Origin of the sequence: Paenibacillus sp. FSL L8-0158 (genome assembly GCF_038592965.1) — a bacterium.
Classification (GTDB): Bacteria; Bacillota; Bacilli; order Paenibacillales; family Paenibacillaceae; genus Paenibacillus; species Paenibacillus polymyxa_D.
On sequence record NZ_CP151949.1, the window covers coordinates 5,710,651 to 5,724,968 of the forward strand.

Here is a 14,318-nt window from a genome sequence, read left to right on the forward strand (position 1 = left end):
TTCGGAAAAACGGAATTATACCGACAAAAAACAGGACTTATCTATAAGTCCTGCTCCAGATCACAGCTTTTTGATTTTAGTTTATCCCTTCATTTTCCCTAATAATCTCATCGCATCAGTCTCCTTAGATAAGGCATGAACCAAAGCAGGTTGCTCACTGATCAGGGACAATTCCTTGAATAACTGGCGCATTTCTTCCCGCCCATCCTGTTTAACCGCAAGCAAGAACACAAGCTCTACTTTCTCGGTCCCCCAGGTAAGCGGCTGCTTCAAGGTAGCGATTACAATGGAGGACTGCCTTATCCACTCAGAACCGCCATGCGGGATGGCTATGCCTCCCCCAATCGTCGTAGCCGACATTTTTTCTCGCGCCAGTACGCTGTCCACATAACCGGGCTCCACATATCCTTTGTCCTCCAGTATTTGCGCCAGCTTGGAGATCAACTGTTCCGGATGCTGCACTTCCTGCTGAGGAAAGACCAAAAAAGGTGTTGTATATTTAAAAAATACAGATTCGTCTGCCGCCCTATGTTCCGGCTCATCCAGTCGTCGGATCACTTGCTCCAATCGACGCTCGTCCTTGGCATCCAACAAGGGAGAGACAAGAATGTGCGGAATGTTCATCTCTGGGAGATCTACAGTGGTAATGACGAGATCCACCTCCTGGGCTGCCAGATAGTCCTGAACTTCTGCTTTGGAAAGGGTTGTCTCCACATGTACAGCCGGAAATTTACGTTCCACCTTGGTGCGCAGCAGTTGGGACATACCAATGCCCATGTGACACACGATGATGGCTCTCTGGGGATGACTCTCTTTCTGGTGCAATCGCTCCACAGAAGCCTGAAAATGTAGCGTTAAATACGCCGCTTCCTCCTCGGGGAAGGATAGTCGGATCCATTTCCCCACCTCTTCCAGTGTAATAATAACCCGGTCGAACATGTAGGGGTACATCTTCTTGATCTCGGCCAGCATAGGATTGGACACGGTCAACCCATATTGAAGACGGTTCAGGGTCGTATATAAATGGACATTCAACCCTTTCAGCAACATCTTGTCCTTGGAAAAAGCAATCATGTTCAGCTCGGACATCCGCCGGACTAACTGCTCAATCAACTCAGGCAAAAGCGGGTGGCTATCTGCCAGCTCGCCTTGTCTTCCCCTTCTTTCCTCCTGCTGGTAACGGAACTTCCCGCTAAGCAGATGCAGAGTTAAATACGCCGTCTCTTCCTTGGAAAAAGGCACGGCAAACAACTTTTGCAACTGCTGCAAAAAAAACGTAGCCCATGTAAATTCGCGTCTCTCCTGCAAAAAGACAATGTCCTGCTTGGAGAGCGAAATGGGTTGTCCCAGCTTCGTTCGTTTGACCATTAAGAGGATATGCAGCATTAGAGCTTCGAAAGCTTCGTCAGTAAAGCTGAGCTCATGGCGTTTTTGAAATGCTTTTAATTCATGATTTATAGTTGTAATCTCGTGCGATTCAAACTGTTTACGCATCATCTGTCCTGTTAACTCAGGACTGTCAATCAGCTGGTTCATCCGCGCCAAAGCGATGCGCTTATTTTTCTCAGAGCCTTGAATGGTCAAGCCTACGCGCTGCTTGGTAATCAAGGCTAGATCAAAGCTGTGCAGCCAGCCGTCAATCTTCTCCATATCTCTACGGATCACCGTCTTGTTCACATAATACTGTGAAGCTAGATCCTGGATGGTCACAGGCTTGGCATTCATCAAGAGCCGATAGGCGAGGTGCAGCACCCTTTCCTCATCCGACTCATGTTGGGCTGTACTCCCATCCGCATACAGTCGATGGAACAATTCATTCTGATCCGCTTTACCCATCTCCAAATAAATACCGCGCCCCGGCCTTCTCACCAGATTGGCATCAGAATGCTTGACGATATAATCTTCAATTACTTTCAGATCGTTGCGGATCGTCTTTTCAGAGCAGTCGGTCAGATCCGCCAGATCCTGCGCTAACCACAACCGGTCCGGTTCAGTTAACAACATGCGTAAAATTTCCATTTGCCTTTTATTCATTCCATTCTCCTATCTTCCAAAATAAAGAATGTCTAGGGCATTTCGGGCTATATTTTTGCTGATTTTGTGTTGACTTTAAGTATACTCCAAGTAGTACATTTAAAGCATGGTGGCCGCCAAATATAAGAATAATGAAAAGAGGAATCGCTCATGACTATTGGAAAAACAGTTCTTATTACTGGGGCCAACAAAGGCATCGGGTATGAAACAGCCAGACAATTGGGAGGTATGGGTTTTACAATCCTGATTGGCTCACGGAATGAGCAGAGCGGCCGGGAAGCGGTGGCTAAGTTGGCTAATGAGGGAGTAGAAGCCCGATTGATTTTGTTAGACGTGACGAGCCAAAGTACGATTGATTCCGCAGTCCATCAGATCAAACAAGAATTCGGTTCCCTTGATGTACTAATTAACAACGCTGGCATATCTTTGGGAGGAGCCACTCCTCCAAGTCAGTTCTCTTTGGGCGATTTAAGAGAAACGTATGAAACAAACTTTTTCGGTTTGGTCGCCGTGACGCAAGCCATGCTGCCTTTATTGCAAGAATCTCCATGCGGTAGAATCGTTAACTTGTCGAGTGGCCTTGGTTCGTTAACCTATAATAGCGATCCTGAGCACGAGCATGCCCAATTTAATTTGCTTGCCTACAATAGCAGCAAAGCAGCGGTTAATATGTTCACCGTCACCCTTGCCAAGGAACTTAAAGACTCACCTCTCAAAGTTAATTCGGCTGATCCTGGCTTTACCGCCACTGACTTAAATGGCTTTACAGGACCGGGTTCGGTACAACAAGCTGCTGCTGTCGTTGTTCGTTTAGCCACTTTAAATAATGACGGGCCGTCAGGAGGGTTTTTCGACTCGAATGGAGAAGTTCCTTGGTAATCGTTACAATTAAGGAGTGGGATACTTTGCAGGAAATTCCGGAGACCATAACCTCTATTAGTCAAGCTGCAGAGCTAACAGGTTTAACAGAGGATACTATACGCTATTATGAGCGAATTGGCTTGCTGCCTTATGCAGAACGAAAGGCTAACGGACACAGGTTCTACAGTAGAGATCAGATTCTGGGGATTATCTTTCTAACCCGATTAAAAGCCACTGGAATGACCATAGAGGAAATGAAGCATTATCGAGAACTTTCGATGCAAGGCAACAGCACCATTCCGATTAGACACTCCTTACTTGAAAAACATAATCAGAAGATTCAACAAGAAATCTCCAGACTTATGGAAACCCAAAAAATTATTGAATATAAGCTCAACCATTATCGCGACCTCTCTACCAATCCTGATCTTAGCGACACGAATTGTAACCCTACAACACCCAGCACCAATCCCCTTTTTTAAGGGGTTATTTTCATTTTCAGTGAGAGATTGATCGAACCCTCTTAATTCCCTATAATCCAAATATAGCATGAATTTCTAGGGGGCAATAACAGTGATCACCTATATGAGTTGCAATGACGTCAGCATGGAACACATTTTTCAGGCATTTTCGCTTGGGTTCTCGGATTATTCCATTCGCCTGACCACGGAACAGGACGATTTCGCAGCACGTTTTTTCGGTCCAGAGGGTAATTCACGAAACCACTCTTTCCTTGCCATGGATGAAGATCAGCCAATCGGCTTAATTCTCGGCGGTATTCGGCAGTTTGACGGGTACAAGACCATGCGTTGTGGCACGCTGTGCATCGCTCCGACTTACCGTGGTCAGGGTATTAGCAACAAGCTACTGGATTTGCATAAACAAACGGCTATCTCCGAGAGCTGTCAGCAGCTATGGCTCGAAGTCATTACGGATAATCATCGGGCTGTCCAGTTCTATAAAAATCACGGCTATGAGGTACGCTATACGCTAAAATACTACAACGGTACTGTCCCATCGGTCTGTCCCGCTCCCTCATCATCGTACATAGTTAAAGAGCTTATGTTTGACGATGTCGCAGATTTTCGTAAAACCCTCATCGACCGCCACATCCATTGGCAAAGTGACACACCTTATTACGCCACCAGTACACAGGAAGCTTTTCTCGGCATCTACGAAGTAAATCAAACGTGCCTCGGCATGGTGAGCATGAGTGCTAAGGGTAAAATCAACTTTCTTTGGGTCGATCCTAAGCATCGCAACCAAGGATTAGGATGCGCCCTCCTTCATAGAGCAGCAGAGATCCAAAAGATTGAGAAGGTGCACATCTGTCTGTCTGACAATGACTCTCTTGAAGGCTTTATCCAAAAAATAGGTCTCTCGAAAGAACCCATTGAGCAATATGAAATGTGTATGCCGCTGAAGGTCGATCATGTTGTACAATGATCAACCTTCTCCCTATCCATGCTCCCCCGTTTGATTCACCTACATCTATCATTTCTGAGAACGATTGATATACTCTGATTTGACCAATGCGCACATGTAAAGATCATCATATTTCCCGGACGTAAACTCATATTGGGCGAGGAGCCCTTCCTGACGAAAGCCGGCTTTTTCAAGCAAACGCAGGGATTGTGCATTCTCTGGCTCTACTAGCGCCTGAATGCGGTTCAATGAGAGGGTATTAAACCCATAGTCGATTACAGCTGCAAGTACCTCCGACATTAACCCTCGGCCCCAATAGTCTCTGGACAATTCATAGCCTATTTCTGCCCGGTGATGATGTTGATCCCAGTTATGAAATCCGCAAGAACCGATGATTTTACCTTCCTTCGTTTGAAGAGCCCAGCGTATTCCCTGATCTGTCTCAAAAATCCGATCATACCAACTGATCTCATCCAGTGCCTCCTGTTCAGACTCAAACGGGCTCAGTCCATAAAACTTCATAACCTGCTCATCTGAAAAGTATTCCAACATGTCCTTGCTGTCCGTCGCCACCATTTTTCGTAATACGAGACGTTCGGTCGTTATAACCGGAAACTCGCCTTTCACATTCTCACCTCTTGCCGCCTTGTTCACTTTTGTCACCTTTTCTTGCATACCTATCCTCCTGAGTCTATCGTTACTTTCTTCTTCCAATTATAGAGGAAATGAGAGGAAGGGATATTTATAATAATTTCTTTGTTTATAGAATGTTTTCCTAAACATGGATTATAAAATGACCGTTAATATAAGGAGTGTGTTTTTAATTATTAAGAAGAGGTGTATTTTTTGGACGAACAGCACGTATCACACAATCCGCAGGAAACTTCAAGACAGATGTACATTCGGCATGGTCAAAATTATGGGGCAGACACCAACAGGATGGCCGAAATATCAAAAACGTACGGGAATTCTACTCTGTTTAGACGGTGGGGAGCAACGGTTTTTGATTGCATATTTTTTTATCTTGGGTATATTTGTTTTTTTATTTCAGTCATTCAAATAACGGATAGATGGTTTTTGCCTTTAGCGATTGCATCCCGTTGTATTCTGCTTATTGCTTTCTTCAGCTATTATTTGCTTTTGGAAGGTTACACAGGCTATACGCTGGGTAAGTTCGTCTTTCGTATTAAGGTGGTTAACGGAGAAGGTAAGCCTCCTGGTTTTCTTAAATCACTCATTCGTACGCTGCTCAGGATAATCGACACCAATCCGTTGCTAATGGGTGGGATACCTGCTGGCATCAGCGTGTTAGTAACTGCATCAAGACAACGAATTGGTGATTTAGCTGCAGGTACATATGTTGTAAAGGTACGGGATTTAGAGCCGATTAGCAAAAAGACAATGAGACGTTCGCTGTTTATATTTTTTACCGCCATGGTGATCTTGGGAGCCTCGTTTGTAAATGCTATTTTTATACTGGCAAACAATTACGTGCCTTCTGAAGCTCCGGTGAGCAAGAAAGAGCAAAGCTATGTGAGTAAAGATGGACGATTTCAAATCACGGCCCCACTAGACTGGTCAACAGACCCGGACCGTGAAGGAAAAGCAGAGATTGCGATATTTAATCCGTACATTCAAAAGTCCGTTGTGGTACTATCCCACTCGAAAAAGCAATTGGGCAATATAACTCTCCAACAGTATGGTAAGAAAGCTGAAAATAACTTAACCAAAGAGTGGAACCTGTCTAGTGTAGGACCTGTCTCTAACACAACCATTCATGGATATCCTGCCCTTGAGTTCGCGATTAAAGGCAAAAAAGATGTGGATAAATATATCACCCATGTAGCAATTATAGAGACCGAAAAGAATTACTACCAGGTGCTAGGATATGCACCAGCGTCTAAAGACGGCCGTTTAAAGAAAGAATTGCACGACATTATCTATAGCTTCCGCGAGGTTCTTCATTAATCAGCGTGTGGCTGGCAATAAAAAGGATAGACACAAAAGCAGGTGCTCCTCAGAGCCCTGTTTTTTTTTTGCGTACAACTATACTCTCCTCCATAGATTACAACTCAATACTAAAATATATAACATCGTCTAATGGATTATCATAATACGCTGCATTTTCACATCTATGATAAAATTGACTGACATGCTCGGCGACCTGCCTTATTATATTGTTCAGATGCACAACAAATTGGAAACCCTTTCATAAAGGTAGTACATTAAGGTACACTATATCACGATAGATATAGATAAAGGAGGAATCCGGATTTGTTTCAGCTCTCCGAAAAACAAGCCCAAGACATCGTAGACAAAATGATGAAGGATATTCCATACAATATCAATATTATGAATGAACGAGGCATCATCATTGGCAGCGGCGAGAGTGAACGAATCGGAACCATTCACCAAGGAGCTGTTCAGGCGCTCGAAACCGGGAAAATGATTGAAGTGTGGCAGGACGGGCACTATGAGAAAAAGGGAACCAATGAACCGATTGTCATTCATCATGAGTTAGTTGGCGTGATTGGTATTTCAGGCAATCCCGATGAAGTGCGTCCTTTTTGCAATATTGTTAAAACTACAGTATCTCTCCTGATTGAACAGCGGATCTCATTGGAGCATCTGGCCTATGAAGCCAATCGCAAAAAATCTGTGCTGGAAATGTTATTGAATCATCAAGGAGCCTACACGCAAAAAATAAAAAAAGAAGCAGCTCAATATCACATTGATTTGCTTCTAAAAACTACGGCTGTATACGTTAAGTATCTGCCTGCTGATCCAGCTCATCTAGCTGAGTTGTCCAATATATTCATGCAGCATCCATCCTTTCGTATGGAGGAAGACTGCTATCTCATCCTGATGCAAAATCAGGAGCCGACAGACAAACTGTTAGAGCCACTTGTGCGCAGCCATCCCGATGTGCTAATTACGGTCAGCAGACAAGAGCACAACATTGCGGATGTTTATATGCAAGCCAAGTCAGCTATGAATGTTTTACTGGCTTTGCGCCCGCCTGTGCAAAAAATTTCTTTTGCGGAAGTCGAATTTCTGGTCAAATTGAGTCAAACGAACCTGACGAACACGATCTATCTGGTGAGCAAGCTGGAAGATACCGTGGATTTGCTGGATACGCTGCGAAGCTTTATTAACCATAACGGCAGTGTCTCCTTTACCGCAGATGAATTAAATATTCACCGAAATACGCTGCAATACCGCCTGAAGCGCATCCATACCTTAACCGGTAAAGATCCTCGGAATCTCCTTCAGCTTTTTGAGCTTACGCACGGCTTATTGGCACTGTATCAATGAACAGCTTTATCACGTCAGACCATGCGCCAGTAATATCATATTTTCGCTCGCCGTCACTCCCAATCTCTCAGTCAATCTGGCTTTGGCTAAACGCGGGGCTACAGGCGAGCGCTCGTATAATATGGTATCTGTATTATGCCGTTTTGTGTTTATAATCGCTTCTCCATCTGTTCATTTCTCGCTGAATTGAAGTACTCTTGCGATATTCTCGCACGTACGCTCTACATTTTGCGGCCCTTCGGCCAGCAGCTTACCGAGCTCCGAGGCTCCCGGTACGATGCCGAACACCGCATCTATTCCTTCCTTGTACAACGTGTCGATCCCTTCCCCGATATAACCTGCAACCGCAATAACCTTTTTGCCAGACTGTTTCGCAGCCTGAGCTACTCCATAAGGAGTTTTACCGAATTTAGTCTGAAAATCAATACCGCCTTCCCCCGTCAAAACGATATCGGCAGTGGCAAGCTTTTGTTTTAAACCGGTGTATTCAATCACAATTTCAATGCCTTTTTGCAGCGCCGCCTGAGTGAAAATCAATAAGCCCGCACCCAATCCACCTGCTGCGCCTGCACCTGGGAGATCGCGCACATCCTTGCCCAGCTGCTGCTTCACCACATCGGCGTAATGGGCAAGATTGGCATCCAATTGCTGCACCATCTCCGGGGTTGCCCCTTTTTGTGGCCCGAATACTTGAGAGGCCCCATGCTCTCCGCACAGCGGATTTGTCACATCACAGGCTACAATCAGTTGTACCTGCTGCAAGCGGTCATCCAGTGATGAAATATCAACACTGGCCAGCTCGCCCAGACTACCGCCGCCGCGCGGAAGAGTATTGCCTGTTGCATCCAAAAATCTAGCGCCCAGCGCTTCCGCCATTCCTGTACCGCCATCATTCGTTGCGCTTCCACCAATGCCGATGATAATTTTTCGAATTCCCTGGTTCAGACATTCACGGATTAACTCCCCTGTGCCGTAGGTTGTTGTCTTTAACGGGTTTTTGTTATCCTTGTTAACCAGATGGATTCCACTAGCAGATGCCATCTCGATTGCCGCCGTGGTGCCGTCTCCCAGCAAGCCGTATGCAGCAGTTACAGGTTCTCCAAGCGGTCCTGTCACCTCGATATAACGAATCTGCCCGCCTGTCGCATCCACCAGTGACTGCGCCGTTCCTTCACCGCCGTCCGCCATCGGTACGTGGACATAATTCGCCGCCGGATAGACCTTGCGCAGTCCTTTCTCCATCGCGATACACACTTCTTTAGCCGTCATGCTTTCTTTAAAAGAATCTGGTGCCAGCACAAATGTTTTCTCTCTCATCTTCTCACCCCATCGTGAATATTAAAGTAAAAATCCATACATGATTGTCGCTACAATTGCCATCGTTCCACCCACAATAGCTTCGTAAGGAATCAAGCCCATCCGTTGTTTAATGCTCATTTTCATGCTGTCTGCCGTGACGTGAAAATAGTTGCCCTGCGGCAAGGAATCAATGACTGTAGCTCCTGTATGCACCATCACAGCTGCAGCGAGCGGGGCTGTACCCATGTTCAGAATGGCTTCCCCAAACGAGCCTGTCGCCAAAATAACCCCCGTCGAGGTGGACGCCGTGGCAGCTGCCATCAGAATACCTGCAAGCGGTGCCAAAAATGTACCGGAAACTCCCGAAGCTTCAATCAGACCAACCACCTGAGCAGACAAATTGGAGGCAGAGATCAGACCCGCAATCCCGCCTGCACCGATCAAAATCAGCACGGTCGCCGTCATTTTATTCAGACCGGAGGCCGAATACTTCAGGATATTGCGCCCTTGTCCCATGGCCAGCATACCCACCATCCCAGCGATCGGCAAAATGTACATCGCATCCACCTTGAAATTCGAAAGTGCTTCAATACCAGAGATGGAACCAATCGGGTTAATCATCAGCAAAATAACAGCTACCAGCGGGGCTACAATCGCCCGTCCCAACGCCGGGTATTTCGATGTATCGACATCACTGTCCATGATATCCTGATCGGACACCTTCACACCTTTGGTTTTCAACATAGACGCCACCAAAACAGTCATAATTAAACCACATATCGCAGGAACCACACCCGCCAACATCACGTGGCTTAAATCCAGATTAAATCCGCGCGCCGCTGCAATCGTATTAGGATTGGGAGAGATGATGTTCCCCGCTTTTCCGCCTCCAGACAAAGCCAACAGGAGCGCCAGCTTGGAAATCCCCATTTTGTTACCGACCGACAATGCAATAGGTGCCACAATCAACACGGCAACGGGAATAAATACACCTACCGCCGTAATAATCATCGTCGCCAAGGCTAGTGCGAGTATCGCTTTACTGCCGCCGAACTTCTTTACAATAGCCTGCGCAATCGTCTCCGCTGCCCCGGATTCCATCATTACACCTGCCAATACACCTGCGGCAAGCACACGAATGACCGTCCCCATCACACTTTGCGTACCGCTTATTAACACGCTGATCGTCTGTTCCAAATTGGCTCCGCCCAATAAAGCGCCTACAATAGCTCCCAAAAACAAAGCGTAAACCGGATTCAGCTTTCTTAATATCAGAATAATTGCAATAGCCAGCCCTGCCAGAGCTCCTATCCAACTGATCGTCAATCCTTCCATCTGTCTAACCCCCCGGGCAATTTTTGATTACGCTTTCATTATATCGATTGCCGCACGTTAAAAATATTGAAGAACAGACGAAATTGATTGTGCATTTGAACAATAAATCCGAACTTCAATTGGAACCTATAGATGAAACCAGTATAAAGTCTAGCATTATATATGAGAAGATCCGAACAGGATCTATGTCTTAATATGCAATTTTCATTTTATGTATCGAGGCGTTACAAAACAATTTAATGTATACGCTTGCAAATTTAAAATTTCAGATTATAATACCTGTATACAAGTATACTTGATTAATTGAGAAGGTGAAATGATGGTCGAATCAGAATTCCTATATCCCTCCAAATGGCTTTTAAAAGCCTCTGCTGGTGATCGCGTAACATCCGAGCTTAGAATGCGCATTATTTCTGGCGGGATTGAAAGCGGTACCATATTATCTGAAAATAAACTAGCTGCTGATTTCACTGTAAGTCGCTCACCCATTCGTGAAGCGTTAAAAATACTGGCATCCGAAAATATCATTCGATTAGAAAGAATGGGAGCCGTTGTTATTGGTTTATCAGAAAAAGAAATAGAAGAAATTTATGATGTCCGTCTGCTCATAGAATCCTTCGTATTTGAACGTCTTGTAAAGATGGACACTAATGATTTGGCGAAGGAACTTAGTAAAATTCTCGAAATGATGAAAGTCGCCGTCAAATATAGTGATGCTGATGAGTTTTCATATCAAGATGTCTTGTTCCATGAAACGATTATTCGTGCAGTCAATCATTCACATATTCTGATGATCTGGAATAATTTAAAGCCTGTTATGGAAAGTCTCATTCTTTTGTCGATGCGTATGCGTTTCACTGAAAAGTATGAAGATTTTACAAGGATTATAAACAATCACGAACTTTATATTGAAGCAATCAAAGTAAAAGATAGAGACCTCATGATCAAGTCTTTACATGAAAACTTTGATGATGTTCAAGGTAAAGTAGAAGACCTATGGATGTCACAACAAATGCTATCTAAAGGAGTCGTGCAACAAAATGACTAACTATATGTTAGGTATAGATATCGGAACCACAAGTACGAAAGCCGTTCTATTTAGCGAAAAAGGCGAAGTCATCCAACAAGAGAATATTGGATACCCGCTTTATACACCAGATATAGCGACAGCTGAACAAAACCCAGAAGAGATTTTTCAGGCTGTCCTGCAAGCCACTTCGAATATAATGAAACATCACTCACAAAAAAAGCTATCGTTTGTTTCATTTAGCAGTGCCATGCATAGTGTCATTGCGATGGATGAAAATGACCGCCCACTTACGTCTTGTATCACTTGGGCAGATAATCGAAGTGAAGCATGGGCACATAAAATAAAAGATGAGCTGAATGGCCATGAAGTCTATAAACGAACAGGAACACCCATTCACCCCATGTCACCCTTAACGAAAATAGCCTGGATTGTGAATGACCTTCCTGAAACCGCTGTCAAGGCTAAAAAGTATATCGGAATTAAAGAATATATTTTTAAAAAGTTCTTTGATCAATATGTAGTGGATTATTCCCTAGCTTCTGCCATGGGTATGATGAATCTAGAAAAATTAGATTGGGATGAAGAAGCATTAAAAATTGCTGGTATAACCCCTTCTCAATTATCTGAGCTCGTGCCAACAACCAGGATATTTACCAACTGTGATTCAGATTTAGCAAAAAAGATGGGGATCGATCCACAAACATCGTTTGTCATTGGAGCTAGCGATGGAGTCCTTTCTAATCTAGGTGTAAATGCAATACGAAAAGGCGAAGTTGCCGTCACAATCGGGACAAGCGGAGCTATTCGAACCATTATAGACAAGCCTCAAACAGACGAAAAGGGAAGAATATTTTGTTATGCCTTAACAGAAAAGCACTGGGTTATTGGGGGGCCGGTGAACAATGGCGGGATGGTCCTTCGCTGGATCCGTGACGAACTTGCCTCATCAGAAGTAGAAACAGCGAAAAGACTAGGAATTGATCCATATGATGTACTAACCAAGATTGCTGAACGTGTAAGACCAGGATCTGATGGATTGTTATTCCATCCGTACCTCGCTGGTGAACGTGCGCCATTATGGAATCCAGACGTACGTGGCTCATTCTTCGGTTTAACGATGTCACATAAGAAAGAACATATGATACGCTCAGCCTTGGAAGGAGTCATTTACAATTTGTACACCGTATTTTTGGCATTAACTGAATGCATGGACGGTCCCGTGACCCGAATCCAAGCTACTGGAGGCTTCGCAAGGTCAGCTGTTTGGCGGCAAATGATGTCCGATATATTCGCATCTGAAGTCGTCGTTCCAGAAAGCTACGAAAGTTCTTGTCTAGGAGCTTGTATATTAGGCCTGTATGCCACTGGACAAATCCAGTCCTTTGAAGTCGTTTCTGAAATGGTTGGCAGTACCAACAAACATACACCAAAAAAAGAAGCAACCAAGGAATATAGGAAATTGCTGCCGATTTTCATTAACCTATCCAGAGTATTAGAAGATGATTATACACGAATTTCCAACTATCAAAGAAGCTTAATTAATCACTAAAAAGATAAAAACAGGGGGTAATTACAATGCCATTAGTTATCGTAGCGATTGGAATTTTAGCATTATTAGTTTTAATAATGGGTTTCAAATTGAACACCTTTATTTCATTAATCATTGTATCGTTCGGCGTCGCTTTAGCACTTGGAATGCCATTAGAGGAAATTGTCAAAACCATCGAAGCCGGATTAGGCGGAACCCTTGGTCACTTAGCGTTAATCTTTGGACTTGGAGCGATGTTGGGTAAGTTGATCGCTGATTCTGGTGGTGCTCAACGAATTGCCATGACCCTCGTAGACAAATTTGGTGAAAAGAATATCCAATGGGCAGTCGTAGCTGCTTCATTCATTATCGGTGTGGCATTATTTTTTGAAGTAGGATTAGTATTGTTAATTCCAATCATATTTGCCATTTCAAAAGAATTAAAGGTTTCTATCTTATATCTCGGTATTCCGATGGTTGCAGCTTTATCCGTAACACATGGTTTCTTACCTCCACATCCAGGGCCAACAGTTATTGCTGGTGAATATGGCGCGAACCTTGGTGAGGTTTTACTTTACGGTTTCATTATTGCCATTCCAACTGTTATTTTAGCCGGACCTGTATTTACTAAGCTTGCCAAAAAACTCGTACCTGCATCATTTACGAAAACGGGTAATATTGCCTCTTTAGGTGAACAAAAAGTATTTAAATCCGAGGAAACTCCGGGATTTGGTATCAGTGTATTTACTGCAATGCTTCCTGTTATTTTAATGTCTATTGCTACGGTTATTACTTTGCTTCAAAAAACAATGGGATTTGAAGATAGTAGTTTACTAGCAGCGATCCGTTTTATTGGTGATGCATCAACTTCCATGTTAATTTCCTTACTGGTAGCTGTCTACACCATGGGAATAGCAAGGAAAATTCCAATCAAAAATGTAATGGCATCTTGTACAACTGCTATTACTCATATTGGGATGATGCTCTTAATCATTGGGGGTGGCGGCGCCTTCAAACAAGTACTGATTAATGGCGGCGTAGGTGACTATGTAGCTGAATTATTCAATGGAACTACATTATCACCCATCTTGCTTGCCTGGATCATCGCTGCAATATTACGTATTTCCTTAGGTTCTGCAACTGTCGCAGCTTTAACAACCGCTGGTTTAGTTATCCCGATGTTAGGACAATCTGACGTTAATCTTGCTTTAGTTGTGCTTGCCACGGGAGCGGGTAGTTTAATAGCTTCACATGTTAACGATGCTGGTTTCTGGATGTTTAAAGAGTATTTTGGTTTAAGCATGAAAGAAACATTTGCAACATGGACATTGCTCGAGACCATCATTTCGGTAGCCGGATTAGGATTTATTTTAGTACTAAGTTTATTCGTATAAACCATGATTCCCGGGCGGTAGATCCCCCACTTATTTTTCTTAGAATCTTCTAAGTTTATAAGTGAGGATCTACGGCCTATTCATTTCACATAAAAGG

12 protein-coding genes are annotated in these 14,318 nt (G+C 44.0%); 8 read left to right on the forward strand and 4 right to left on the reverse strand.

The window, feature by feature from the left end; all coding sequences use genetic code 11:
- Nucleotides 1-81 precede the first annotated feature (81 nt).
- The gene (locus NSQ68_RS25345; RefSeq protein ID WP_342427554.1) at nt 82-2,034 is read right to left on the reverse strand and encodes a BglG family transcription antiterminator; all 1,953 of its coding nucleotides are present in this window, start codon (nt 2,032-2,034) and stop codon (nt 82-84) included.
- Nucleotides 2,035-2,184: 150 nt separating this feature from the next.
- Here NSQ68_RS25345 and NSQ68_RS25350 point away from each other — a divergent pair, with 150 nt between their 5' ends.
- The 3 genes from NSQ68_RS25350 (at nt 2,185) to NSQ68_RS25360 (ending at nt 4,341) form a co-directional block, all read left to right on the forward strand.
- Complete coding sequence (locus NSQ68_RS25350; RefSeq protein WP_342427555.1) at nt 2,185-2,913, forward strand: SDR family oxidoreductase; 729 nt, start codon at nt 2,185-2,187, stop codon at nt 2,911-2,913.
- Nucleotides 2,907-3,377 carry a MerR family transcriptional regulator gene (locus tag NSQ68_RS25355; RefSeq protein WP_023991051.1) on the forward strand — a complete coding sequence of 157 codons (471 nt, stop codon included), beginning with the start codon at nt 2,907-2,909 and terminating at the stop codon, nt 3,375-3,377. Before NSQ68_RS25350 ends, NSQ68_RS25355 begins: the two co-directional genes overlap by 7 nt.
- Before the next feature lie 91 nt (nt 3,378-3,468).
- Complete coding sequence (locus tag NSQ68_RS25360) at nt 3,469-4,341, forward strand: GNAT family N-acetyltransferase (RefSeq protein ID WP_342427556.1); 873 nt, start codon at nt 3,469-3,471, stop codon at nt 4,339-4,341.
- Nucleotides 4,342-4,389: 48 nt separating this feature from the next.
- On the opposite strand, the gene NSQ68_RS25365 is transcribed toward NSQ68_RS25360, so the two are convergent.
- Nucleotides 4,390-4,947 (reverse strand): GNAT family protein, encoded by a 558-nt coding sequence (locus tag NSQ68_RS25365; RefSeq protein WP_342429166.1) that lies wholly within the window; start codon nt 4,945-4,947, stop codon nt 4,390-4,392.
- Nucleotides 4,948-5,259: 312 nt separating this feature from the next.
- Between NSQ68_RS25365 and NSQ68_RS25370 the strand changes: the two genes are divergently transcribed.
- A complete protein-coding gene (locus NSQ68_RS25370) occupies nt 5,260-6,288 on the forward strand; it encodes an RDD family protein (protein WP_342429167.1) in 1,029 nt (342 codons plus the stop codon).
- Between the two features lie 306 nt (nt 6,289-6,594).
- Nucleotides 6,595-7,635 carry a sugar diacid recognition domain-containing protein gene (locus NSQ68_RS25375; RefSeq protein ID WP_307350725.1) on the forward strand — a complete coding sequence of 347 codons (1,041 nt, stop codon included), beginning with the start codon at nt 6,595-6,597 and terminating at the stop codon, nt 7,633-7,635.
- A 171-nt stretch (nt 7,636-7,806) separates the two neighbouring features.
- On the opposite strand, the gene NSQ68_RS25380 is transcribed toward NSQ68_RS25375, so the two are convergent.
- Nucleotides 7,807-8,952, reverse strand: a complete 1,146-nt coding sequence (locus tag NSQ68_RS25380; RefSeq protein WP_342427557.1) for a glycerate kinase — start codon at nt 8,950-8,952, stop codon at nt 7,807-7,809.
- A 21-nt stretch (nt 8,953-8,973) separates the two neighbouring features.
- A complete protein-coding gene (locus NSQ68_RS25385) occupies nt 8,974-10,269 on the reverse strand; it encodes an SLC13 family permease (protein WP_342427558.1) in 1,296 nt (431 codons plus the stop codon).
- Between the two features lie 316 nt (nt 10,270-10,585).
- Here NSQ68_RS25385 and NSQ68_RS25390 point away from each other — a divergent pair, with 316 nt between their 5' ends.
- From NSQ68_RS25390 to NSQ68_RS25400, 3 genes are read left to right on the forward strand one after another with little or no spacing between them, the layout of a single operon-like run.
- Complete coding sequence (locus NSQ68_RS25390) at nt 10,586-11,317, forward strand: GntR family transcriptional regulator (protein ID WP_053326458.1); 732 nt, start codon at nt 10,586-10,588, stop codon at nt 11,315-11,317.
- The gene (gene gntK, locus NSQ68_RS25395; RefSeq protein WP_342427559.1) at nt 11,310-12,848 is read left to right on the forward strand and encodes a gluconokinase; all 1,539 of its coding nucleotides are present in this window, start codon (nt 11,310-11,312) and stop codon (nt 12,846-12,848) included. The genes NSQ68_RS25390 and gntK overlap by 8 nt, the downstream gene beginning before the upstream one ends.
- 26 nt (nt 12,849-12,874) lie before the next feature.
- On the forward strand, nt 12,875-14,221 hold the full coding sequence (locus NSQ68_RS25400) for a GntP family permease (RefSeq protein WP_023991059.1): 1,347 nt from the start codon (nt 12,875-12,877) through the stop codon (nt 14,219-14,221).
- Nucleotides 14,222-14,318: the final 97 nt, after the last annotated feature.